Source organism: Kitasatospora sp. NPDC058190 (assembly GCF_042883685.1).
Taxonomy (GTDB): Bacteria; Actinomycetota; Actinomycetes; order Streptomycetales; family Streptomycetaceae; genus Kitasatospora.
Window position 1 is genome coordinate 22,088 of record NZ_JBHVVI010000015.1, and the last position, 22,992, is coordinate 45,079.

General features: G+C 73.6%; 23 protein-coding genes and 1 pseudogene. 15 read left to right on the forward strand and 9 right to left on the reverse strand.

The genetic code is table 11. The features are described 5' to 3' along the window. Positions 1-81 precede the first annotated feature (81 nt). The 5 genes from ACFVWU_RS09605 (at position 82) to ACFVWU_RS09625 (ending at position 4,946) form a co-directional block, all read left to right on the forward strand. Positions 82-858 carry a flavin reductase family protein gene (locus ACFVWU_RS09605; RefSeq protein ID WP_387617520.1) on the forward strand — a complete coding sequence of 259 codons (777 nt, stop codon included), beginning with the start codon at positions 82-84 and terminating at the stop codon, positions 856-858. Continuing rightward, on the forward strand, positions 855-1,688 hold the full coding sequence (locus ACFVWU_RS09610; RefSeq protein ID WP_387617522.1) for a carbon-nitrogen hydrolase family protein: 834 nt from the start codon (positions 855-857) through the stop codon (positions 1,686-1,688). The genes ACFVWU_RS09605 and ACFVWU_RS09610 overlap by 4 nt, the downstream gene beginning before the upstream one ends. Before the next feature lie 65 nt (positions 1,689-1,753). Beyond that, positions 1,754-2,689, forward strand: a complete 936-nt coding sequence (locus tag ACFVWU_RS09615; RefSeq protein ID WP_387617524.1) for an isopenicillin N synthase family dioxygenase — start codon at positions 1,754-1,756, stop codon at positions 2,687-2,689. A 122-nt stretch (positions 2,690-2,811) separates the two neighbouring features. Continuing rightward, on the forward strand, positions 2,812-3,201 hold the full coding sequence (locus ACFVWU_RS09620) for an SDR family NAD(P)-dependent oxidoreductase (protein ID WP_387617526.1): 390 nt from the start codon (positions 2,812-2,814) through the stop codon (positions 3,199-3,201). A gap of 227 nt (positions 3,202-3,428) precedes the next feature. Next, complete coding sequence (locus ACFVWU_RS09625; RefSeq protein ID WP_387617528.1) at positions 3,429-4,946, forward strand: oxidoreductase; 1,518 nt, start codon at positions 3,429-3,431, stop codon at positions 4,944-4,946. Between the two features lie 102 nt (positions 4,947-5,048). On the opposite strand, the gene ACFVWU_RS09630 is transcribed toward ACFVWU_RS09625, so the two are convergent. Then, on the reverse strand, positions 5,049-5,786 hold the full coding sequence (locus ACFVWU_RS09630) for a flavodoxin family protein (RefSeq protein WP_387617530.1): 738 nt from the start codon (positions 5,784-5,786) through the stop codon (positions 5,049-5,051). A 168-nt stretch (positions 5,787-5,954) separates the two neighbouring features. Between ACFVWU_RS09630 and ACFVWU_RS09635 the strand changes: the two genes are divergently transcribed. Beyond that, positions 5,955-6,143 (forward strand): hypothetical protein, encoded by a 189-nt coding sequence (locus tag ACFVWU_RS09635; protein WP_387617532.1) that lies wholly within the window; start codon positions 5,955-5,957, stop codon positions 6,141-6,143. A 484-nt stretch (positions 6,144-6,627) separates the two neighbouring features. Beyond that, positions 6,628-6,885 (forward strand): annotated as a pseudogene (locus tag ACFVWU_RS09640) (oxidoreductase C-terminal domain-containing protein); the annotation flags it as partial. Here ACFVWU_RS09640 and ACFVWU_RS09645 read toward each other — a convergent pair. Beyond that, on the reverse strand, positions 6,882-7,934 hold the full coding sequence (locus ACFVWU_RS09645; protein ID WP_387617534.1) for a Clp protease N-terminal domain-containing protein: 1,053 nt from the start codon (positions 7,932-7,934) through the stop codon (positions 6,882-6,884). The pseudogene ACFVWU_RS09640 and the gene ACFVWU_RS09645 sit on opposite strands and share 4 nt — an antisense overlap. A gap of 214 nt (positions 7,935-8,148) precedes the next feature. Here ACFVWU_RS09645 and ACFVWU_RS09650 point away from each other — a divergent pair, with 214 nt between their 5' ends. Next, positions 8,149-9,132, forward strand: a complete 984-nt coding sequence (locus ACFVWU_RS09650) for a S1C family serine protease (protein WP_387617536.1) — start codon at positions 8,149-8,151, stop codon at positions 9,130-9,132. Between the two features lie 8 nt (positions 9,133-9,140). Here ACFVWU_RS09650 and ACFVWU_RS09655 read toward each other — a convergent pair whose 3' ends face one another. The 4 genes from ACFVWU_RS09655 to ACFVWU_RS09670 form a co-directional block, all read right to left on the reverse strand. Further along, positions 9,141-9,734, reverse strand: coding sequence for a GNAT family N-acetyltransferase (locus ACFVWU_RS09655; RefSeq protein ID WP_387617667.1), 594 nt, complete (start codon positions 9,732-9,734; stop codon positions 9,141-9,143). A gap of 534 nt (positions 9,735-10,268) precedes the next feature. Continuing rightward, positions 10,269-10,685, reverse strand: a complete 417-nt coding sequence (locus tag ACFVWU_RS09660; RefSeq protein ID WP_387617538.1) for a hypothetical protein — start codon at positions 10,683-10,685, stop codon at positions 10,269-10,271. A 6-nt stretch (positions 10,686-10,691) separates the two neighbouring features. Then, a complete protein-coding gene (locus ACFVWU_RS09665) occupies positions 10,692-11,246 on the reverse strand; it encodes a universal stress protein (protein ID WP_387617540.1) in 555 nt (184 codons plus the stop codon). A 385-nt stretch (positions 11,247-11,631) separates the two neighbouring features. Next, positions 11,632-14,016, reverse strand: a complete 2,385-nt coding sequence (locus ACFVWU_RS09670) for a DUF4118 domain-containing protein (protein ID WP_387617542.1) — start codon at positions 14,014-14,016, stop codon at positions 11,632-11,634. An 80-nt stretch (positions 14,017-14,096) separates the two neighbouring features. Between ACFVWU_RS09670 and ACFVWU_RS09675 the strand changes: the two genes are divergently transcribed. From ACFVWU_RS09675 to ACFVWU_RS09685, 3 genes are all read left to right on the forward strand, one after another. Then, the gene (locus tag ACFVWU_RS09675) at positions 14,097-14,444 is read left to right on the forward strand and encodes a GntR family transcriptional regulator (RefSeq protein ID WP_387617544.1); all 348 of its coding nucleotides are present in this window, start codon (positions 14,097-14,099) and stop codon (positions 14,442-14,444) included. Positions 14,445-14,512: 68 nt separating this feature from the next. After that, positions 14,513-15,442 (forward strand): DUF1648 domain-containing protein, encoded by a 930-nt coding sequence (locus ACFVWU_RS09680; RefSeq protein ID WP_387617546.1) that lies wholly within the window; start codon positions 14,513-14,515, stop codon positions 15,440-15,442. A 72-nt stretch (positions 15,443-15,514) separates the two neighbouring features. Then, complete coding sequence (locus ACFVWU_RS09685) at positions 15,515-16,123, forward strand: AAA-associated domain-containing protein (protein ID WP_387617548.1); 609 nt, start codon at positions 15,515-15,517, stop codon at positions 16,121-16,123. 7 nt (positions 16,124-16,130) lie between these two features. On the opposite strand, the gene ACFVWU_RS09690 is transcribed toward ACFVWU_RS09685, so the two are convergent. Further along, positions 16,131-17,360 carry a hypothetical protein gene (locus tag ACFVWU_RS09690; RefSeq protein ID WP_387617550.1) on the reverse strand — a complete coding sequence of 410 codons (1,230 nt, stop codon included), beginning with the start codon at positions 17,358-17,360 and terminating at the stop codon, positions 16,131-16,133. Positions 17,361-17,550: 190 nt separating this feature from the next. Here ACFVWU_RS09690 and ACFVWU_RS09695 point away from each other — a divergent pair, with 190 nt between their 5' ends. Together ACFVWU_RS09695 and ACFVWU_RS09700 are read left to right on the forward strand one after the other, a co-directional pair. Continuing rightward, positions 17,551-18,300, forward strand: a complete 750-nt coding sequence (locus tag ACFVWU_RS09695) for a hypothetical protein (RefSeq protein ID WP_387617552.1) — start codon at positions 17,551-17,553, stop codon at positions 18,298-18,300. A 189-nt stretch (positions 18,301-18,489) separates the two neighbouring features. Next, positions 18,490-19,266, forward strand: coding sequence for an SAM-dependent methyltransferase (locus tag ACFVWU_RS09700; RefSeq protein ID WP_387617669.1), 777 nt, complete (start codon positions 18,490-18,492; stop codon positions 19,264-19,266). Between the two features lie 15 nt (positions 19,267-19,281). Here the strand turns inward: ACFVWU_RS09700 and ACFVWU_RS09705 are convergent, their stop codons facing one another. Continuing rightward, complete coding sequence (locus ACFVWU_RS09705) at positions 19,282-19,944, reverse strand: response regulator (RefSeq protein ID WP_387617553.1); 663 nt, start codon at positions 19,942-19,944, stop codon at positions 19,282-19,284. Next, complete coding sequence (locus ACFVWU_RS09710; RefSeq protein ID WP_387617555.1) at positions 19,941-21,131, reverse strand: sensor histidine kinase; 1,191 nt, start codon at positions 21,129-21,131, stop codon at positions 19,941-19,943. Before ACFVWU_RS09710 ends, ACFVWU_RS09705 begins: the two co-directional genes overlap by 4 nt. A gap of 124 nt (positions 21,132-21,255) precedes the next feature. Here ACFVWU_RS09710 and ACFVWU_RS09715 point away from each other — a divergent pair, with 124 nt between their 5' ends. Next, positions 21,256-22,167, forward strand: coding sequence for an ABC transporter ATP-binding protein (locus ACFVWU_RS09715; RefSeq protein WP_387617557.1), 912 nt, complete (start codon positions 21,256-21,258; stop codon positions 22,165-22,167). Then, the gene (locus ACFVWU_RS09720; protein WP_387617559.1) at positions 22,164-22,985 is read left to right on the forward strand and encodes an ABC transporter permease subunit; all 822 of its coding nucleotides are present in this window, start codon (positions 22,164-22,166) and stop codon (positions 22,983-22,985) included. The genes ACFVWU_RS09715 and ACFVWU_RS09720 overlap by 4 nt, the downstream gene beginning before the upstream one ends. The last annotated feature ends 7 nt before the right edge of the window (positions 22,986-22,992 follow it).

Genomic DNA, 22,992 nt, shown 5'->3' on the forward strand with positions numbered 1-22,992 from the left:
ATATGCGGAGGATGTTCGTCCACATGTCTGGTTCGCCCGCTGTTCCCTGTTGCCGCAGGATCCGCCGGAAATGGAGCACACATGTCACGCGAGATTCCCAGCCAGCTCTGGAAGAGCCTGACCAGCACGATCGGGCTGGTATCCGTACGGAACGGCGATGCCGTGAACGTGATGTCGGCGGAGTGGTCCTACTTCGTCAACAAGGAGCCCCTCTACGTCGCCGTGGTGCTCAGCCCCGCTTCCGGCACGAGGCAGCTACTCGCGACCGGGAACGAGTTCGGGCTGACCCTGTGCTCCGAGGAGCAGGCGGAGCTGGCCGACTTCGCCGGAAGCTTCTCTCTGACGGAGATCGACAAGAGCAGCAGCGAACTCGTGCGGTTCGGGGCGCCCGAAGCCACCGGAACGCCCTGGGTGGAGGGCGGGCTGCTGGCCCTGGAGTGCCGGCTGCGCAACGTCGTCGAGTTCCCGGTCCACCACATGTACGTCGGCGAGGTAGTGGCGGCTCACGTGCCGAAGACCAAGCGCTCGCCGCTGGTCAAGCACGGGCCCATGCACGCGCTAGGCCCGCAGATCCGGCGTACCGCCGTGGTTGCCGCAGCCCAGTTCGTGGCGGAGGACGTGCTTCGCGTCGCCGCGACCGGGCCGTCGGCCGACCCCGACCAGTGGCGGATCACGCTGCTCGGCCAGGACGGCCAGGAGGTCGACCTCGGTACCCACCCCGCGGCGGAGTACGGCGATCTCCTCGTCGACCTCCCCCTGCCGGCGTCCGTGCCGACGTCCGCAGACGCGCGGGTCCGGGTGGAGCGCGCCGGCGCCAAGCCCGGGTACGCGCGGCTGGCACCGAGGCGGACGGCATGACCCGCGCGGCTCCCGACCCGCTGCCCTCCGAAGGGCTGAGGGTCGCCGCCCTGCAGGCCCGGGCCATCCCGGGGGAGGTCGCTGCCAACGGCGCCTCCGCCGCGGCGCTGGTCAGCAGGGCGGCGGCCGAAGGCGCTCGGGTCGCCATCCTGCCCGAGCTGCACCTGCCGGGCTACCACCTGGCCGGCCTCTGCACGGATCCGCGGGCCGAGGTCTCCGCCGACGAGGCGGGCCAGGTATCGGACCCCCGACTCGATCCCCTCCGCAGTTCCGCCCGGAGCGGCGTCACGATCGTCGTCGGTGCCGCGGTCCGCCGACCGGACCGGTCACTGACCAACTCGCTGCTGGCCGTCACGCCGGCCGGAGACGTGTCCGTCGCCTACGACAAGCAGCACCTCTGGCACTCCGACGAAGCCGCCCTGTTCAGGCCGGGCACACGCACTCGCACCCTGGACATCGGCGGCTGGAAGCTGGGGCTGGCGATCTGTTACGACATGTCGTTCCCCGAACACGCCCGGGCCGCCGCGGTCACCGGCGCACACGCCTACCTGTGCCCGAGCGCCTTCGCCACCGGGCGCGAACACCGCGCGCACGTCTACCTGGCCGCCCGGGCGCTGGAGAACACGGTGTACAGCATGTTCGTCAACTCCGTAGGCGGCCCGGCCGACCGCCCCTGCGACGGCGGCAGCGTCGTTTACGGCCCCGACGGCAGCTCCCTCGCGACCGCACGAGGGGCGTCCGAGCAGACGCTCGTCACGGACTTCACCCCCACGGCACTCGCCCAGACGCGAAAGTTCCTGCGCATGCTGAGCGAATACCGGTCGGCGTGACCATCTGAACCCCACTGCCAGTCCGGCCGATCCCGTCGGCCCGACGTCGATCGGGAAGGTCCACCATGCTCAAGGAACTGCACGAGATCGACCTCAACAGCACTGACGGCGAGAGGCGACTCCGGGCGGCGCTCCGGGACGGCTTCTTCTTCGTCCGCAACACCGTGCCGGAGGCGCTGCTGGACGATGCCTACCAGCTCCTGGAGGCGTTCTTCACGCTCCCGACGGAGGTCAAGCAGGAGTGCCGGGTGCCGGGCAGCAACGGTCAGTCCGGCTACACGCCCCCGTTGATCGAAACCGCCGAGAAGGGCCGGGTCCCGGACTGGAAGGAGCTCTTCCACTGGGGTGTCCGGCTGCCCGAGAACCACCCATTGCGCGTCCGGTACCCGGCCCGGTACCCGGAGCCGTTGCTGCCCGAGGACATCGTCCCCGGCATCGAGGCGGTTCTGACCGAACTTCACGCACGGATGCTGGCCTTCCAGCACGAGGTAGCGAGCGCGGTGGGGCGTGGGCTCGGCGTGCCTGCCGAGTACTTCGCCGAGCTGCTCCAGGACGGGCCGGTGGTCAATCGCGCGACCTGGTACCCGCCGATGGCTGACGCTCCGTCGAAGGATCACGTCTGGGCAGTCGAGCACCAGGACTTCGACCTCCTCACCGCGCTGCCCAGGGCCACCGCCCGCGGCCTCCAGGTGCAGGCAGAGGACGGCAGTTGGCTTTCGGTGGACGCGCCCGCCGGATACGCCGTGGTGAACGTCGGCATGGTGCTGGAACGGCTGACCGACGGTCTGGCCCGGGCGGCCGTGCACCGCGTGGTCGCGGACCCTGACCAGCAGGGCGGGCGGCTGTCAATCGTCCAGTTCTGCCACCCCGCGCCCTGGACGGTCCTGGCTCCACTGCGGATCCCCGGCGAAACGGAGCACCCACGCCGGTTCCCCATCCTCACTGCGGATGACCTGTTCCAGCGCACCATGTACCGGATCAACCGGCTCGGCAGCCGTTAGCCGACAAACACCCGGACCAAACCTGCCACTCGCCGTTGTTGGGCGACAGGACTGGGTTCGGGCCGGAGTTGAACGCCAGGCAGAGGCTGCGCCCGCCGGTCCCGTCGGCCAGGCTGCGGAAGATGTGCAGCACGACGGGCCACCGGTGGCCGTTGGTGAGCTTACGGTCCAAGATCAAGCCCGCCGACTTCGACCGGATCCTCGCGGTCAACACGCGCGGACAACTGTTCGCCGTCCAGCACGCCGTGCCTCACATGCGCCAGGGCGGCCGTATCGTGCTCACCTCCTCGGTGAGTGCCTCCAGGGCGTTCTTCCGCCACACGCTGTACGCCGCCAACAAGGCTGCGGTGGAGTCGATGGTCCTGAACCTGTCCGCGTGGCTCGACACCGCAGTGGCGCTTCGCCGGCTCGCGGAGCCCACGGAGATCGCCGCAGGCTACGCCTTCCTCGCCTCGGACGATGCGGCCTTCATGACGGGCCGCACCCTGCAGCTCGACGGCGGGATGTTCTGACGGACGGACCTGTCCAGGGGACAGTGGACACGCCGCCCCCTGCCCCGAGCGGTCCGCAGCCCCGTCGGGAGCGCGCCGTCCATAGGGCTGCGGCCCCGCCAGGGCCATGTCATTCCGCAGGTGACACCCGCGCAGGTCCACACCGCGCCTCTTCGCTGACTGCGGATCAGCCACACACCGAGATCCGCTAGGGTGCCACCCGGTCGCCGAGGCAAGGGGGAAGCAACATGCTGGCGTACGAGGAACTGGCGGAGGTCGAACGGCGGGTCTGGGACGCTTTCCCGTACGGCGGTGTGGTCGACCTACGCAGCGGAGACCCTGCGCAGGACGACCCGGTCGGCGGCGGAGCTTGGGGAGCGGAGCGCGCTGTCCGGGCCGAGGTGATCACGGCGCTGCTGCTGCGCAGGCCGGACCAGCAGGGGGCGGTGCCCGCGCTGCGCCTGGTGGGAGCGCGGATCACCGGCCGACTGGATCTTGGTGGAGCCACTGTCGAGAGCGAACTCAGCCTGGAACAGTGCCACTTCGAGCAGTCGGTGGTCCTGCGTGGCGCCTCGCTGCGTTCCACCGGGCTGATCGGCTGCTACCTGCCCGGACTCGACGGATGGCTGCTGCAGGTGGACGGCAACCTCTTCTTCGTGGACTCGGTGATCGAGGGCCGGCTCACCCTCACCCGTGCGCACGTCACCGGCGAGCTGCGCCTGAGCGGAGTGCGGCTCACTGCCACCGAGTTGCTGGACGGTTCGCAGTCGGAACCGACCAGCGGGTCAGGCGTCTGGGCGCTGTGGGCCGGCGGGCTGCTGCTGGACGGCGGCTGCTTCGCTCGCAAGGGGTTCGCCACGCGCGGCGGCCTGCGTCTGGTCGGTGCCCGGTTCAACGGCGGGCTGTTCATGGAGCAGGCCCGGATAGAGAACCCCGGCGGCGATGCCCTGACCGGCGACGACCTGACGGCCTCGACCATGGTGCTGAGCGAGGGCTTCACCGCGGTCGGCACGATCCGGCTGCCCGGTGCCACGGTCCGCAGCCGACTCTCGTTGGACACCGCCGTCCTCCAGGGGGGCGAACTGGCCCTGGACGGCAACCGGTTGCGGGCCGGAGAGCTGCAACTCACGGTCGCTGCCACCCCGGTGGGCTCCGTCGACCTGCGGGAGGCGCAGGTGGCGGTGCTCCATGACAACGAGTACAGCTGGCCGCCCGATACCTGGCTGGACGGTTTCGGCTACACCACCATCCAGGTCCCTGTCGGCAGTACCGAGCCGGTCGCCGCCCGGCTACGCTGGTTGGCCGACCTGCCCGGCTACGCGCCGCAGCCCTACGAGCAACTCGCCGCCTGGTACCGGAAGATCGGCCATGACGACGACGCCCGCAGGACACTGCTGGAGAAGCAGCGTCGCCGCCGACGGACACTCAGCCCGTCCGGCCGAGCCTGGAGCCGGCTGCTCGATGTCACCGTAGGCTACGGCTACCGCCCGTGGCAGGCGGCGCTCTGGCTGCTCGGCCTCGCTCTGCTCGGCACGGTGGTCTTCAGCCAGGGCGAGGCGCGCGCGGTGCAGCCCGGACAGGGCACACCGTTCAACGCGTTCGTCTACACCCTGGATCTGCTGATCCCGATCGTCGGCTTCGGCCAGCGCACCGCCTGGTACTGGACCGGCCCGTACCAGTGGTTCAGCTACGGTCTGATCGCCGCCGGCTGGCTGCTCACCACCACTGTGGTAGCCGGGGTGACCAGGTCACTCAGCCGGACCTGACAGGCGCGAACGTCTCCGAGGTGCGGTCGGGCAGGACGCCCGCCACCCGGCCGGCCTCCCCGTCGACCAGGGCCGAAGCGGCTGCCCCGGCCGCTGGTGTCCCTATCGGTGTTCGGGGTTCTCGTAGTCGCGGCGGCAGCCTGCGTCCCATGCGGTGCGCTGGTTGCCGTAGGCGGGGATGCCACCGAGGTCCTTCAGCGCCCGGGCCAGGTGCAGCAGGTTCCAGGTCATGAAGGTGGTGTTGCGGTTGGTGAAGTCGTTCTCCGGGCCGCCCGAGCCGGGATCGAGGTACGAGGGGCCGGGGCCCGCCTCGCCGATCCATCCGGCGTCGGCCTGGGGCGGGATGGTGTAGCCCAGGTGCTGGAGGCTGTAGAGGACGTTCATGGCGCAGTGCTTGACGCCGTCCTCGTTGCCGGTGATCAGGCAGCCGCCCACGCGGCCGTAATAGGCGTACTGTCCCTGGTCGTTGAGCAGGCTGGAGCACGCGTAGAGGCGTTCGATCACCCGTTTCATCACGGAGCTGTTGTCGCCGAGCCAGATGGGTCCCGCCAGGACGAGGATGTCGGCCGCCAGGACCTGCTGGTAGAGGTCCGGCCAGGCGTCCGTCTCCCAGCCGTGCTCCGTCATGTCGGGCCACACCCCGGTGGCGATGTCGTGGTCCACGGCCCGTACGACATCGACGTGCACTCCCTGCGTGTCCAGGATGGCGGTGCTCCGGTCGATCAGCCCCTGCGTGTTGCTCGTCTCCGGCGAGCGCTTCAGAGTGCAGTTGATCACCAGAGCGCGCAGATCGTCGTATCGGGCCGGCGGTGCGTCGGTGGCAGGCGACGAAGCGGTCACACAATCCTCCCAGAACCCTCTGCGCAGCACGATGCTCGGCGGCGCACGTCCACATCCGGCTCCAGCGTGCGGGCAGCCCACGGCCGCCGCCACCCCGACGCCGCCGAACGGCCCCGGCACGCTCGAGGCATCGACATCCGCCCGGCCACCTCGGTCAGCGGCTGATGAGTGGCCGGGGCAGGCGGACGTGCCTACTTCGGCGCACGCGGCTACACCATCGAGCCCGCCGGCCAACTGCTGCCCGCACTGCGCCGCGCCCTCGACGACGACACGGTCTCCGTGATCGCCTGCCCCGTCGACTACTCCGAGAACCTGCGCCTGACCGACAGACTGGGCAGCCTCCACGGCCCGTTCTGAGAAGGGTGCGGCCCTTCTGGGGGAAGGGCTGAGCTGGGAGAACCCTGATCGGGGCAGTACGCGGGGCCGCTCGTCCCTACCGTGGAGGTGGCCGGCCTCCGTGAGGAACTCGTCACCACCACCGGCGAGTTCGTCGACAACAACACCACCCCCACCGCCGTCGAGCGCGCCCAACTGACCGAAAGGTCCAGCGGCCGATCCCTGGTTGACCCTCCCGTGAGGGTAGGGCTCAGGGGCGGCAGTAGGCGCCGCACCGCGCCGAGGCCATACGAGGAGACTCCCCATGAACACCAACGCCCAGGCCGCAGCCCTGCCCGATGTTGTCGCCGCCTATATCGAGGCGGTCAGCGCCTTCGATGTGGACGCCATCATGACGGCTTTCGCCGACGACGCGGTGGTCAACGACACGAGCCGCGAATTCGCCGACCATGCCTCGATCCGCGCCTGGCTGGACCGCGAGATCGTCGGCGGCAAGGTCACGATGGACGTGACGGACCAGTACGACCTGGGAATGGAGTACGTCGGCTACGTCGAGCCGGGCGGCTACGACCGGGTGGTGTTCCGCGGGGACCCGGCCACCCGCGAGTTCATCGCGTTCTGGCTGTCCGGCGGCCGGGCGCTCGCGGGGATGAACGTCAACGTCTGGGACGTCACCGACCCGATCCGCGAACTGGTCCGCTCGGGGCAGGTGGTGGACGCCGACCGGCTGGCCGACCCGGGCGTCCCGCTCGGCGAGGTCTAGCGGCCCGTCCCACCGGGGACGCCGTCCCAGGGCGTCGGCCCTGATGCCTCGACCAGGCGCCGGGCGCGGGTGTCCTCCGCCAGCAGGGCCCGGGCCACGTGTTCGGTGCCCAGGGCCGCGACGTCGGCCAGGTAAGTCTCGACGGAGCGCGGGTCGGCGGGCAGCGACACCCCGCCGGCGTCGAGGAGGGCGTGGAGGCGGGCGTAGTCGAGGCCGAGGCCGGCGAGCAGTTCGCCGCCGGCGCGGTCCACGTCCGCCCGGGGCTCACGGCGGGTCACTTCATGGACGGCCAGCAGCGCGAGCAGGACGTGCTCGGTGCCGGGCGTACGGCGGCCGAAGCGCAGGGCCTGGGCGTCCGCCTCCAACCGGATCCAGGCTCCGCGCCCCGCCGCCCCCGGCTGCAACAGCCGCTTCCAGCGCGGGAGTCGGTGGCTACGGCGGGTGAGCAGCGCCTCCCGGGTGGGGTGCAGCAGCGGGTCGAGGGGGTCCGGGCGCTCGCCCCCGGCCTGCGGCGCGGCCGTCTCGGGACGGTCCGGTACGGCCTGTGGCGCGGCGCCGCCCAGGACCGCGGTGCGGCCCGGAACCTCGGTGTCGTCCAGGCCCGTGGCACCGTCCAGGCGGTCGAGTACGGCCTGCGGCGGGACGCCCACCGCGTGCAGCAGTTCGGCGGCACGAGTGCGGTCGTCCGCGAGCAGGGCGCGCAGCAGGTGCTCGGCGGTGAAGCTCCGCCCGCCGTCCCGGCGGGCGCGTTCCGTCGCCTCGGTGAGCGCCCGGGCGGCGGCGCCGGTCAGCACCAGGGCGTCGTCCCCGGCGGGGCCGAGCACCTCCCGGGCGGGCACCCCGTCGCCGGTCCCGTCGTCCGCGCCCCACCGGCCGTCGCGGTCGCGGCGCAGGGAGTGCAGGAGGTCCGCCGTCGCCCCGACGGCGGTGAGCGCCGCCCCGGCGGGGCCCGGCGACCCGGCGACGTCGATCAGGAGGTGTTCCGTCCCGAGCCGCCCGCCGCCCGGGTCTCCGAGCGTGCGCCGGTCCGGCTCCAGCATGGTGTCCATGAGCCCCTCCCACAGATGCGGCTTTGCTCGAACTCTACGCTCGTTTTGCTTGCCCTTTGCAGTTTTCCCGAGGTCAAGTACCGTCAAGAACTCGTCAGGACGGAGGTGGAAGCCGGCACGCGGTGCCGTTGTTGCCACCTGCAGAAACCTGCGTGCCCGCGGGCCCGCAGACCTGCGGAAACCCGACCCTGCGCCCGCGAGAGGGGTGAGCAGCGTGGCCGACACGCTTCCCGGACCGGGCCGTGTCCCCGAGGCTGAGGCGCCGATGGACGCCTACTCGCGGATCGTCACGTCCGTGGCCGCCGCCGTGACGCCGCGCGTCGCGGCCCTCCAGGTGCCCCGGCGCGGCCGGGGCGGCTGGTTCAGCACCGCGCTGGGCTCGGCCGTGGTCTTCACCGCGGACGGCTTCCTGCTCACCAACGCCCATGTGGTCGGCCACGCCGACGCCGGGACGCTGGCCTTCGCCGACGGCACCAGCTCGCCCTTCCACACCATCGGCGCCGACCCGCTCTCCGACCTGGCGGTGCTGCGCGCCGACGGCCCGACGCCCTCGCCGGTGACGCTCGGCGAGGCCACCACCCTGCGGGTCGGGCAGCTGGTGGTGGCCGTGGGCAACCCGCTCGGCCTGGCCGGGACGGTCACGGCGGGCGTGGTCAGCGCGCTCGGCCGATCCCTTCCCGCACGCTCCGGCAGCGCGGTACGGGTCATCGACGACGTGATCCAGACTGACGCCGCGCTCAACCCCGGCAACTCCGGCGGCGCGCTCACCACCGCGAACGGCGAGGTGGTCGGCATCACCACGGCCGTGGCCGGGAACGGACTGGGCCTGGCCGTCCCGATCAACGCCACCAGCCGCCAGATCATCGCCGCCCTGCTCACCGAGGGCCGGATCCGCCGCGCCTACCTGGGCCTGGCCGGGGTCCCGACCCCGCTGCCGCCCGCCCTGCGCCACCGCACCGGGCAGGACGCCGGGCTGCGGATCGTCGAGGTGGTCCCCGGCGCCCCCGCCTCCCGGGCCGGCCTGCACGAGGACGACCTGCTGCTCACCGCTGCCGCCGAGCCCATGGGCAGCGCCCAGTCCCTCCAGCGCCTGATGCTCGCCGACGCCATCGGCCGCCCGATCCCGCTCACCGTCCTGCGCGGCGAGGCCCTGGTCGACGTCATCGCCGTCCCGACCGAACTCCCCGCCGACGACTGACATCGGGGCTACCCGTCCGCCGGGTCGCGCCGAGCGCGTCGCATCACCCACAGCATCGGCCCGTTCCCCGGCAGCTGGATCTCCTCCAGCACCTCGAAGCCGAAGTGCCCGTACACGGCGAGGTTCGCCTCCTTGGAGGACTCCAGGTAGACCGGCAGCCCCGCCTCGTCGGCCCGAGCCAGCCCGGCGCGCAGCAGGGCGGATCCCTGCCCCCGCCCCTGGGCGACGGGGTCGGCGCCGAGCACCGCCAGGTACCAGTACGGCTCCTGCGGCGCGTTCGCGGCGGCCGCTTCGACGGAGCGCCGGAACGGCTCGGCCTGCTCGCCGAGCAGCCCGGTCAGCTCCCGGATCGTCTCCGCGTCCGGGACGGCCTTGTCCTGCGCCTCCGGTGGCACCCAGAACGCGGCGGCGTTCTCGGTGCGCTCGCACACCCCGTGCGGCAGGTACTGCCGGGTGAGCAGCGTGGTGAAGTAACCGCCCAGCGCGGCCGGGCGGGTGGCGCCCTCGGGGAACAACCAGCACATCATCGGGTCGTCCCCGAAGGCCCGCGCCAGTACTTCGGCCATCGGCCCGGCGTCCTCGACCGTCACCGCCCTCGGCATGACCGGCGCGATCGGTGTGTTCCACGCGCCAGGCGTGTTCGGCGTGTTCGGCGTGTTCGTCATCCGCATACGGACATTCTGCGCGCCCTTATCCCGGCCGCCCCGCCGGGGCATCCAACTCGCCCTCCGGGCACGATTCCTGACTGACCATCGCGAGCAGCCTTTCCCGGGCGCGCTCGTCGGGTCGGCCGGTGCGGGCGTGACCACCCTGACGCTCCGGGATGCGATGCCACTGGTCCGCAACGGCTCGCTCGTGTACGGCGGTTGGCACGCGGCCGCCTTCCTGCCGTGCGGACCCGCCTGCGGGGCGCTCGGGGTGGCGCCTCCACTCCCCCACCGCCGGAAGGGCCGACGGTTCGATGGAGTGGCCGCTGCGGGCGGCGGACCCGCTGTCCGAACGGCGGCCACTCCACCGGGAGGCGCCGGGGGCGCCTCACCTGTTCTGCACCGGTCGCCGAGAGCTCCGGAGTACCGGCCGGAGCCCCGGGATCGGCGCGGTCCGCCCGCGCCGGCGGACCGTCCTCGGGGGGCGCCTCAGACCGGACGGTCCAGGCGCACCGGCGTCGCCCGCACCGTCCGGCGGGGCAGGGCCGTGGGCAGGGAGACCAGCAGGGCGGTGGCGGTGAACACCGCGAAGTGCCAGGCTTCCGGCCAGGGCCCGGACCAGCCGAGTTCGGCGTGCCGGTGTTCGGCGAAGGCGTTGCAGCACAACCAGGCGGCCAGGCCGATCAGTGGCGCGGCCCGCGGGCGGGCGAAGCCGCCGACCAGGCCGCACAGCGCCAGGTAGGCGACGAGGGCGAGCCAGCCGGAGTGCAGTTCGCCGAGCCCGCGCAAGCCGAGGGCGAGCAGGCCGCCGCCGAGCAGGGCGACGGCGCCCGAGGCACCTGTCGAGAGGCGGCCCAGCACCGGGTGGTAGCGGGTACCGCCGGGGCGCGCCGAGTACATCCGCACCCCGGACTACCCCTTCACCGCGACCAGTTCGGGCGCCGGGCCGACCGGCAGGTGCCAGCGGGTGCGGCGGTGGAGGGCCTCCAGGTCGTGCAGCAGCTCGGGCACCGGGACGGTCAGCACCGGGCAGCCGGCCTCCTTGGCGCAGTACGCGGACACCGAGCGCCGCAGGCGGCGGCGGAGCAGGCCGCCGCTTCGCCCGAGCACCAGCAGGTCGTCGGCCCGGTCGGCGACGTGCACCAGGGCGGGCCCGGACTCGCCGCGGATCACCACCGGCCGGATCGCCACCCCCGGGTCGACCCCGCCGAAGGCCGCGTCCAGCGCCTCGTTCAGCCGCTGCTCGGCGGCCTCCCGTACGGCGGCCAGCAGCGGCGGGCAGGGCGAGCGGCGGTAGCCGAGCTCGCCGCCCGGCGGCTCCCAGGCGAGTACCGGCACCAGGACGGCGCCGCGCTCGCGGGCCTCGGCGACGCCGCGGTGCAGTGCCGCGAGGCTTCCGAGCGACCCGCTGACGCCGACCACCACCCTGGGGCCCGCGCTGTCCTGGTGCCGACCGTTGCCGTGCATGATCCGTCCTCGTCTGGTCGCGTCGTCCGTCGCTCTCCACCCAACCGCCGTCCGGACGCCGACCAGCCGTTCTTGACGGCTCCCTGACGGCCCGGACGCCGTTCCCAACGCACTCCATACGCGGACGGAGGCCCGGCCCGCCCTCATCCGTTCGGCCTACCCGGCGGGCGAGGACCGCCTCCGGACGGGCGCCTGGAAGCGCCCGGGCGGACCGGCATGCCCCATGGACTGTTCGATATCGAACGTGTGAGGCGGCGCGGGGGTGGAGCGCGGCGTGCCCCAGGTGTGCGACTCGAGCCACGACGTGCGCACGCTCCTTGCCGCCACCGCCCGGCTGCGCGACGGCGCCGAACTGGGCGCCCGGCAGCACTCGTGGCCGATACGGCTAGGGCGCGCACGGCAGGTCGAGCAGGTAGGCCGTCCCGCCGCCGGCGGCCGGTTCGACGGTGAGCTCGCCGTTCATCGCCTCCACGAACCCCCGGGCGACGGTCAGCCCGACCGGCTCGGCCCCGCCCGGGGCGCTCACCCGCAGGTGGACGCGGCCCGCCACGGTGCCCGCCTCCACCGCGGCCGGGCGCCCGGCCGCCGCCAGCACGTCGGCGACGGCGCGCTCCAGCAGGCCCGGGTCGGCGAGCACCGGCGGCAGCCCGTCGCCCAGGGCGAGCCGGACCTCGCCGTTCCCGTGCGAGCCCGCGCCGGAGAGCGCGGCCGCCACCACCGGGCGCAGCGCGACGGGCCGCAGTACCACCGGGATCTCCCCGGCCCGCAGCCGGCTGAGGTCCAGCAGGTTGGCGACCAGCCGCTCCATCCGCCGTACCTCGGAGTCGATCCGCCGCCGCTGCGGGGCCGGCAGTTCGCCGGCGTCCCGGCGCAGCGCGGCCAGCGGGGCGCGCAGGTCCTGGCCGACCGCCTCCAGCAGCGCGGTGTGCAGGGCGTCGGTGTGGGCGAGGGTCTCGGCCGCGGCGGCCTGGGCGGCGAGCCGCTCGCGGTCGCGGGCCAGCCGCAGCTGGGTGACGTACGGGCCCAGCAGCCGGGTGTCCTCCTCGCTGAGTGCCGGTCCGCGCAGCGCGAGGACGGTGTCGGGGCCGAGCTCGACGGCGAGTGAGGCCTCGTCGGGGCGCAGCGGGTAGCCGGCGCCGGAGGCGGCGGCGGGCTGCCAGAGCTGCCCGGTGCGGACCAGCACGACGGCGCCGTCCAGGCCGAAGACCTGGCGCAGTTCGGCGACCAGGTCGGGCAGCGCCCGGGCGCCGGATTCGACGGTCTCGCCCGCCAGATGGGCGAGGACGGCGGCCTCGGCGCGGGCCCGGTCGGCCTGTTGGGAGCGGCGGGCGAGGCCGTCGATCAGGTGGGCGATGATCCCGGCGACGGCGAGGAAGAGCAGGAGCACGGCGAGGTCGGCGCCGCGTTGGACGGTGAGGCTGTGCCAGGGCGTGGTGAAGAACCAGTCGGCGGCGAGCGCCCCGGCGACGGTGGTGCCGGCGGCGGGCAGCAGGCCGCCGAGCCGGGCGGTGGCGGCGACGGCGAGCAGCAGGCAGAGCAGCACGCCGCCGAGCGCGAGCGAGCCGCGCAGCGGGGAGAGCGCCCAGGCGAGGACGACGGCGGTGGCCGGGCCGAGCAGCCAGGCGAGTCGGCGCCGGGGCAGCGGTACGGCGGCCGGGCGGCGGCGCCTGGGGGCGGGTGGGACGGCCAGCAGGCCGGGTTCGGGCGGGGGCAGCACCCGGACGTCGATCGGGCCGGCCAGGCGGATCACCCGGTTGATGACGGAGCCGGAGAGCAGTTCGCGCGGCCGGCTGCGGCTGGTGGGGCCGAGCAGGATCTGGGTGGCGCTCTCGGCGTGGGCGAAGTCCACCAGGGCGCGGGCGACGTCCCCGGCGTTGACCTCGACGTAGCTGCCGTGGAGTTCGTGCAGCAGGGCGCGCTGTGCGGCCAGGCCGGGCGGCTCGTGGGTGGTGGTGCCGTCGTCGGGGCGGATGTGGACGCCGATCAGGTCGCCGTGGACCCGGGTGGCGGTGCGGGCGCCGCGGCGGATCAGGTGCTCGCCCTGCGGTGCGCCGTTGAGGGCGACGACGATGCGCTCCTTGGTCTCCCAGGGGGCGCGGATGCCGTGCCGGGCGCGGTAGTCGGCGAGTTCCTCCTCGACCCGGTCGGCCAGCCAGAGCAGGGCGAGTTCGCGCAGGGCGCCGAGGTTGCCGGCCCGGAAGTAGTGGTCGAGGGCGATGTCGACCCGGTCGGGCGGGTAGATCCCGCCCTGGGCCATCCGGGTGCGCAGGGCCTCGGGGCTGAGGTCGACCAGTTCGATCCGGTCGGCGGCGCGGACCACCTGGTCGGGGATCCGTTCGCGCTGGGCGACGCCGGTGATCTGCTCGACGACGTCGTTGAGGCTCTCCAGGTGCTGGATGTTGACGGTGGTGGCGACGTCGATGCCGGCGTCGAGGAGCTGGCGGACGTCCTGCCAGCGCTTGGGGTTGCCGGTGCCGGGGGCGTTGCTGTGGGCCAGTTCGTCGACCAGGGCGAGTGCGGGGCGGCGGGCGAGCAGGGCAGCCGTGTCGAGTTCGGTGAACCGGGCGCCCCGGTAGTGGACGGTCCGGCGGGGCAGCACCGGCAGGTCGCCGAGCTGCTGTTCGGTTCCCCGGCGGCCGTACGTCTCGACCAGGCCGACCACGACGTCCAGGCCCTCGTCGTCGCGCAGCCGTCGCCCCTCGGCGAGCATGGCGTACGTCTTCCCGACCCCCGGCGCCGCCCCCAGGAACACCCGCAGCCGTCCGCTCACCGCTCCGCCTCCAGGTCCCATGGTCGGCCGTGGATCGTCGATACGCACCAGATCTTGATGGTGCTATCGTCAGTAGCACCATGTTGCTGAAGCTGGACCTTGGCGACGCCCGCCTGCTGCACGAGCAGGTGGCGGGCGCGATCCGACGCGCCGTCGCGGAGGGTGAGTGTGCCCCCGGCGACAAACTGCCGCCCGCCCGGGAGCTCTCCCGGGCCCTCGGCGTCAACACCAACACCGTGCTGCGCGGGCTGCGCGCCCTGCGCGACGAGGGGGTGCTGGAGTTCCGCCGGGGCCGTGGCATCACGGTCGCCGCGGACGCCGGAACGCGCGCCGAACTGGTGGACCGCGTACGGCAGTTGATCGCGGACGCGGCCCGGGCCGGCTACAGCAGGAACGATCTCGTGGATCTGATCAGGGGGATGTCGTGAGGGACGAAGAGCCCGTGGGAGAGCCCGTCTCGAGCCGGCCGGTACGCCGGGGGGCGCTCTTGGGGGCGGTGGCCTGGACGCTCGGCGTGCTGGCGCTGCTGACCGTGCTGCCGCTGGCCGCACGCGACCGGCTGCCGGCGCAGGTGGCGACCCACTGGAACGGGCGCGACCCGGACGGCTCGATGTCGGTGACGGCGGCGGCACTCTTCCCGGCCGGCGTCTGGCTCCTGGTGGCGCTCGGGGTCGCCGTCGCCGTCCGGTTCCGGCCCGACCCGGCCCGCCACTGGGCCGGGCCGGTGCTGGCCTTCACCGGGGTGCTGCTGACGGGCGCGCAGACCTCCATCGTGCGCGCCAACCTGGACCGTGCCCGCTGGCAGGACGCCGCGCCGATGGGCATCGAGGTGGTCGTGATCGTCGTGGCGGCGGGCCTGGCCGGTGTGCTGTCCTGGCTGGCCACCCGCCCGGGCGCCACCGCCCCGGCCCGGCCCGGCACGCCGCTGCTGGAACTGAGGGCCGGCGAGCGGACGGCCTGGCTCTCCCAGGCCGCCAACCCGTGGCTGCAGCTGCTCGCCGCCGTCACGGCGCTGATCCCGCTGACGGCCGTACTGGTCGCCGTGGGCGGGCTGGCGGAGCCCGACTGGGTGACCGTCGTCATCCTCGCCCTCTCCTCGGTCGTCCTCCTGCTCTGCTCCTCGGTGCGGGTCCGGGTGACCGACGAGGGACTGCACGTCGGCTTCGGCCCGTTCGGCTGGCCCGCCCGGAAGCTCTCCCCCGCCGAACTCGTCTCGGCCCGGGTCGAGCGGCTCACCGCCCGCGGGGCCGGCGGCTGGGGCTACCGCGCCAACCGCCGGGGCACCACCGTGTTCCTGCGCCGGGGCGAGTGCCTGGTCGTCCGCACCAAGCGCGGGAGGGACTTCGCGATCAGCGTCGACGACGCCGAGCGCGGGGCCGCCCTGTTGAACACGCTGATCGCCCGCACCGGCAGCCCCACCCGCTGACGGCGCGGCCGGTCGGCCCCGCCTTGACCCGCCCGGACCCCGCCACCGGAGGCCCCCGCAGGACCGCCTCCGGTGGCGGGCCCGTCCGTCGGCGATCAGGCTGGTGCGCGGTCGGGCCGGTGCGGTCGGCCCCTCGCTGAACGCGCCCGCCACCGTGTCCACCGATCCGTCCAACCTGCCGTTCTACGCGGTGCGTTCACTGCTGCGGATGTTCGTCGCGCTGGTCGCCTCGGTGATCTTCACCTTCGCCTACGCCACCGCCGCGGCCCGGCTGCGACGGACGGAGAAGGTGCTGCTGCCGGTCCTGGACGTCCTCCAGTCGGTGCCCAGCCTCGGCTTCCTGCGGACCTCGCCCGCACCACCGACGGCCGCTTCGCCATCACCCCGGCCGGCCGCGAGTTCGCCGACGCCGACATCCTCGCGAGCAAGCAGCTCTTCGCCCGCAACGCCGCCCGCCGCGCGCCGCTGGTGCGCGCCATCGTCCAGTCCCTGGCCGCCACCGAGAACCACAAGCTGCGCGAGGACCTCTTCCTGGACCTGCTGCGGGCCGGCTTCGACACCGAGGACGCCCGCCGCCAGCTGGAGACCGCGATCGACTGGGGCCGCTACGGCGAGCTGTACGACTACGACGCGGACGACGCCGAGTTCGCGCTCGACCCCGGCGCCGAGGCGGCGCTGTGAGGGCCGGTCAGTCCTGCCAGAAGTACAGCAGGGTGTCCACGTTCAGCGGAAGTCGCCTACCGAACCAGTAGACGCACAGATCGGTGACGATGAGGTTCGCGGTGGCGCGCTCCACCCAGTGGAAGCCGGCCCGCTCCAGGGCGGTACGGGCCGGCGAGTCGTCGTCCAGGGTGCGGTCCCACTCGCCGAGGGTGCCGACGAACGGGCCGAGGGTGCTGACGCGGACGGTGCCGCCCTCGCCGAGCCGGATCGCGTGGTACGTGCCACTGCCGATCCCATGGTGCTCGAACGCGTCGACCGGGGCCTCGAAGGCGATCCCCGCGCCGCCCAACGCCTCGATGGATCGGCGTAGTTGACCCTCTACGTCGACCGGGGCGGGCGGCTCGCCACAGATCGCCTCAAGCCGCCAGCGCGGGTCGGTGCCGCGCTCGCTCGCCGCCGCGTACTCGTGCACGATCGCCCGGCGCATCTGCTCGGGCAGGCCGGGGACGTCGACCCGGGGACGGCCGAGGCGGGCGTACCGGTCCGCCGTCTCCTCGGCGTCGCCGGTGAGCCGGTGCAGGGCGCAGACCGCCCACAGGGCCGCCTCGACCGGCGGCCGCCCGGCGAGGTAGGCGCGCAGCCGGGCCGGGTCGGTGGCCAGCAGGTAGGCGTGGTGGGCGACCATGCGGTCCGGGTCGGCGAGGGAGGCCGTGATGTCCTGGCCGGCCCGGTGGCGTAGCAGGTCGCGGGCCAACCGGTCCTCAGGCCGGGCCTCACCGAGGTCCTCCAGGACCGCCGGGAGGCCGCACCGGTCGGCCAGCGCGTTCAGTCCGGCCTCGCCCGCACCGCGCTGGACGTCCCGCGGCTCGGCGGCCCGGACGGCGAGGTCGCCCGTCGCGGTGCGGTCGCCGAGCCGGCCGCGCGCCTTGAGGAAGGCCTCGTGCAGACCGAAGTCGTCGTCCTCCTCCTTCCGCTCCGGCTGCCGTAGCCACGGCAGGAGTTCGGCGCGGTCGCCCAGCGCTTCGAGCAGGGGGACCCGCACCTCGGCGTCCTCCTCGACGTCCTGGATCCGGGCGATCAGCGCGGGCACGTGCTCCTCGGGCACCCGCCCCGCCAGGGCCAAGGCGCAGGCCTGACGGCGGAACCACTCGTTCGCCGGATCGGCGACGTAGCGGGCGAGTTCGTCGGCGTCGTGCTGCCACAGGGTGGCGGTGGGGTCCGGATCGAACGGGGAGATCGCGTCGATGCTGGTCATCGGGGAATGCTAACGGGCCCCGCCGCCCGGTAAACCACCCGAATCGGTGGTGGGTCGATCTCCGTTGCGGGTACACCAGTTGACGGCCGCTTCCGTGCGGCGGCGCCCGTCGACACCGCCCTACGTGATTCCCCAGCGGCCGGACGATCCGCGGGCCACGGCTGCCCGTACGGTAGGCGAGGAGGCGTCCATGAGTGACGACGTGCGCAGCGAGAGAACTCCCGACTCACCACAGCAGCAGAGCGTCCAGGACGAACGGACGGTCAGCTTCCTGCGCTTCGGCGTCGGGGCGATCGGCGTCCTGCTGCCGCCGGCGCTGCCGGTCGGCAACTGGCTGGCGGACGAGGTCATGGGGCGCGGCACGAACGGCTTCTGGCCGGCCTCGATGAGCGCCGCGTACTACACCGGGACGCGGAACGTCCTCGTCGGGGCGCTGTGCGCGCTCGGGGTGTTCCTGATCTGCTACCGCTTCGACCGGCGGGACGACCGGTGGAGCACGGCGGCCGGGGTGTTCGCCCTCGGGGTCGCGCTGTGCCCGACGGCGCCGGGGGACCCGACGGAGGTGCAGCGGGTGGTCGGGGTGTTCCATCTGGTCTTCGCCGCGCTGCTGTTCGTGATGCTGGCGCTGTTCTGCCTCTACTCCTTCCGCAATCCGCGCTCGGCGCAGCCGGCCCGGGTCGGCGCGGCCTACCTGGCGGCGGGGGTGCTGATCCTGGTCGCGCTGCCGGCCGCGGCCGTCTGCGGGCTGTCCGGGTTCGGGGCGGACTGGTCGGTGCGGCCGATGTACCTGTGCGAGTGGGTGGCGACCTGGGCCTTCGGTGCGGCCTGGATCGGCGCGGCGGTGGAGCTGGCGGCGGGGCACGGCGGGCGGGCCGGGTCCGGGGCGCTCCCCCGTCAGGCGGTCGGGATCGAGGCGCGGAGTCCGGAGGCCCAGGCCTGAGTGTTCGTCATCTCGTCCTACCGGTCGACCGTTACCATGCGCACCGAGGACCGCCGCGGTGGCGGCCGGTGACGGATGCCCAGCGGCAACGGGAGGGCGAGCATGGCGAACGAGGTCCGGGCCCAGCAGGAATCTCAGCAGGGACCGCAGCAGGAACCACGGCAGGACTACCCCTCGGTGGACCTGCGGATGGACGTACCGCACTCCGCGCGGGTGTACGACTACCTCATCGGCGGCAAGACCAACTTCGAGGCGGACCGGGTCGCCGCGCACGCCTCGGTGCGGGCCTGGCCGTCGCTGCCGGTCTCGATGCGCACCACCCGCGACTTCATGCAGCGCTCGGTGCGTCACCTCACCGAGCAGTACGGGGTGCGGCAGTTCCTGGACATCGGCACCGGCATCCCCACCTCGCCCAATGTGCACGAGATCGCCCAGGCGATCGCCCCCGGGACCCGGGTCGCGTACGTGGACAACGACCCCATCGTGCTGAGCCACGCGCGGGCCCTGATGTCCAGCACGCCCGAGGGCCGCACCTGTTACGTGGACGCCGACTTCCGCGACCCGGAGTCGATCATCGACAACCCCCGGCTGCGCGAGGTGCTCGACCTCTCGCAGCCGGTGGCGCTGTCGCTGATCGCCATCGTGCACTTCGTGCTGGACGAGGACGACCCGCAGGGCATCGTGCGCCGCTTCATGGACGCGCTGGCGCCCGGCAGCTTCCTCGCCCTGACGGTGTTCACCGGCGACACCGACCCGGTCGGGGTGGGTGGCGTCGGCCGGGAGTACAACGCGCGCGGCATCCCGCTGCAGATCCGCGACAAGGCCGAGACGGAGGCCTTCTTCGACGGCTACGAGCTGCTCGACCCGGGCGTCACCCTGGTCCACCACTGGCGGCCGGACGCCGACGCCCCGGTGGTCCGCGACCAGGACATCGCGATGTACGCGGGCGTGGCGATCAAGCACTGACGAAGGTGGGCCTGGTCAGCCGGGCACGGAGACCAGGCCCGCCTCGTACGCCAGGATGACCAGCTGCACCCGGTCGCGGGCGTCCAACTTGGCCAGCAGCCGGGTCATGTAGGTCTTCACGGTGGCGATGCTGAGCACCAGCTCGGCGGCGATCTCGGTGTTGGACAGACCCCGGCCGACCAGGGTGAGGATCTCCCGCTCCCGGTCGGTGATCACGTCCAACCGGTGGGACGCCGGTGCCGGGACCGGTGTCGGCTGCCGGCCCGCGAACGCCCCGATCAGTCGCCGGGTGACGCTCGGCGCGATCAGCGCGTCCCCGGCGGCGACCACCCGGACGGCGGCGAGGATGTCGTCCAGCGCCATGTCCTTGACCAGGAAGCCGGACGCCCCGGCGCTCAGCGCCGCGTACACGTGCTCGTCCTCGTCGAAGGTGGTGAGCACCACCACCCTGGTCGGCCCGCCGGCGGCGGTCACCTGCCGGGTGGCCTCGATGCCGTCCGTGCCGGGCATCCGGATGTCCATCACCACGACGTCCGGCCGCAGTTCGGCGGCCAGCCGGACGGCCTCGGCGCCGTCGCCGGCCTCGCCGACCACCTCGACGTCCACCGTCTCGGTGATCACCATCTCCAGGGCGGCCCGTACCAGCGGCTGATCGTCGGCCAGCACCACGCGGATCATGCGGTCTCCATCTCGGGGATCGGCAGCCGGGCGGCGACCCGGAAGCCGCCGTCCGGGCGCGGCCCGGCCTCGAACTCGCCGTGCAGCAGGGCGACCCGCTCACGCAGCCCGGCCAGGCCGAAGCCGCTGCCGGGTGCGGTGCCGTGGCCCCGGCCGCAGTCGGTGATCTCGACGGCCAACTCGCCCTCCCTGCTGCGGTCCACGGTCACCAGGCAGTCGCGGACCTCCGCGTGCCGGACGACATTGGTGACCGACTCCTGGATGATCCGGAACGCCGAGAGGTCGATCTCCGGCGGCAGCGGCCCCTGTTCACCCGCGCGCCGCACCGTGACCCGCACGCCCGCCGCGGTGGTGGTCTCGGCCAGCCGGTCGAGGTCGGCCAGGCCCTGCGGGACGGTGTCCGACGCCTCGCCGTCGGCCTGGCGCAGCGCGACCACCATGCGGCGCAGCGCGGCCAGGGTCTCCCGCCCGGCGGCCTCGATCTCACCGAGGGCCTGCTTGGCCCGCTCCGGCCGGCGGTCGATCACCCGGCGGGCGGCGCCCGCCTGCAGGGCGACGATGCCGATGCTGTGCGCGACGGTGTCGTGCATCTCCCGGGCGATCCGCAGCCGTTCGGCGGTGACCGCCTCGGTGGCGGCCCGGCTGCTCAGCGCCTCGGCGTGCTCCCGGTTCTGCCGGAGCGAGCGCCCGGCCAGCCAGGCGACCAGGGCGAGCAGCGCGGCGCCGTCGGCCGAGCCGATGTGGGTGCCGGTGAAGATGCCGACGGTGTTGCCGCGCACCAGGCCGATGTGCAGCACCAGGAAGACCGCCGCCAGGGCGAAGGCGGCACGGGAGCTGCGGCGCGGGCGGGTGGCGGTGATCAGGAACAGCGCGACGTCCACGGCGAGCAGCGCCGCTGGCGGCACCTGGGTCTTGGCGGCCCAGCCGTCGGTCTCGGTCCAGGTGGCGATCAGCAGCAGGGTCACCGAGAGCACCGGCATCCGACGTACCAGGGCCGCGCCGAGGAAGGCCACCGCCGTGTCGGCCAGGGTGAACGGCAGGCCGCCGTGCGCGGCGGCACCGTGGTGCAGCCGCCCGGTGTCGCGGAGCAGCACCGCGGGGTAACCGGCGGCCACGCACCAGGCGAGGGCGACCCAGGCCTCGGGCGGGACGCGCCGGAACAGCGGGGGCGTTGGCGTCGCGGGCATGATCGAGATCGTAGCCAGGCGGGCCGGCGCCGTCATCCAACCGTGGTTGTACGGCCGGGGGTGACCTGCGGTGTCGACACCGGTCCGATGTGGCGGCAGGGCCTCCCCCGGCACCGTGGTGCCCATGATCGAAGTCTCCGAACTGACGAAGCGCTACGGCCGTCGGACCGCCGTCGACCGCCTCACCTTCACTGTCCGCCCCGGCCGGGTCACCGGCTTCCTCGGCCCCAACGGCGCGGGCAAGTCCACCACCTTGCGGCTGATCCTCGGCCTCAACGACCCCACCTCCGGCACCGCCACCGTCGGCGGCCGGGCGTTCCGCGGCCTGCCGCGCGGCCTGCGCGAGGTCGGCGCATTGCTGGACGCGGGCGACGTGCACGGCGGGCGCACCGGCGCGGCCCAGCTGCGGGCACTGGCCCGCAGCAACGCGATCCCGCGCGGGCGGGTGGACGAGGTGCTGGCCGAGGTCGGGCTCTCCGATGCCGCCGGGCGGCGGATCGGCGGCTACTCGCTGGGCATGAAGCAGCGCCTCGGCATCGCCGGCGCGCTGCTCGGCGACCCGCCCGTGCTGCTCTTCGACGAACCGCTGAACGGGCTCGACCCGGAGGGCGTGCTCTGGGTGCGGCGGCTGTTCCGCCGGCTCGCGGCGGAGGGGCGCACGGTGTTCGTCTCCAGCCACATGATGGCCGAGATGGAGCACACCGCCGACCACCTGGTGGTGATCGGACGCGGCCGGCTGATCGCCGACGAGAGCCTCACCGAGTTCGCCGCCCGCGCGGGCCGGGCCGGAGTCACCGTCCGGGCCGCCGAACCCGACCGACTGGCCGCGGTACTGCGCGCCGCCGGCGCCACCGTGCGGCCCGGCCCGGACGGCACCCTGGACGTGACCGGGCTGGACACCGAACGGATCGGCGAACTCGCCCTGGAACAGCGCCTGTTGTTGTACGCCCTGACCGCCCGCGGCGCCTCCCTGGAGGAGGCCTTCATGGAACTGACCGCCGACAGCGTCGAGTACCTCGCCGGAGAGCCCCGTTGAGCACCGCAACTCCCCTCCCCCGCCCGCGTTTCGGCGACCTGCTCGGCGCCGAGTGGCTCAAGTTCCGGTCCCTGCGCTCGATCCCCTGGGTGCTCGGCCTCGGCACGCTCGTCATCGTCGCCGCCAACCTCAAGGCCGCCCAGTACACCCACGACCACTTCACGCCCGGCGACGGCGACCCGGCGGTGATGGCCCAGGTCGCACTGAACGACTCCTTCCACAGCGGCTCCGCCGACATCCTGATGCTGATCGCGGGCGGCCTCGGCGCGACCGTCATCGCGGGCGAGTACGCGACCGGGCTGATCCGCACCACGCTGGCCGCCGTGCCCGACCGCCGGGCGGTGCTGCTCGCGAAGGCGGGCGTGCTGACCGCGGTGATGCTCGGCTTCGGAGTGGTCAGCGCGGGCGTCTCCTTCGGCCTCACCCAGGCGATCCTGGCCGACCGGGGCATCGGGCAGTCCATCACCGACCCGACGGCCCTGCGGTACGTTTCGGCGGCCGCGCTGTTCGCCCCGGTGTGCGCGCTGGTCGGGCTCTGCCTCGGCACCCTGATCCGGCACAGCGCGGGCGCGGTGGTGGGCACCGTGGTGGTGCTGTTCTTCCTGCCGTCCTTCGTGACCGAGCGCTACCGCTGGACCGCCGACGTGCTGCACGCCCTGCCCCTCCCCGCCTGGCAGCGCCTGGCCCGCACCACGCTGGCGGGCCTGCGGCCCACCGAGTACCCGGCCACGGTCGCGGGCTCCTGGACCACCTACGCGGTGTGGTCGCTCGCCTCGGTGGTCATCGCGACGGTGGTGATCCAGCGCCGGGACCACTGACCGCGCG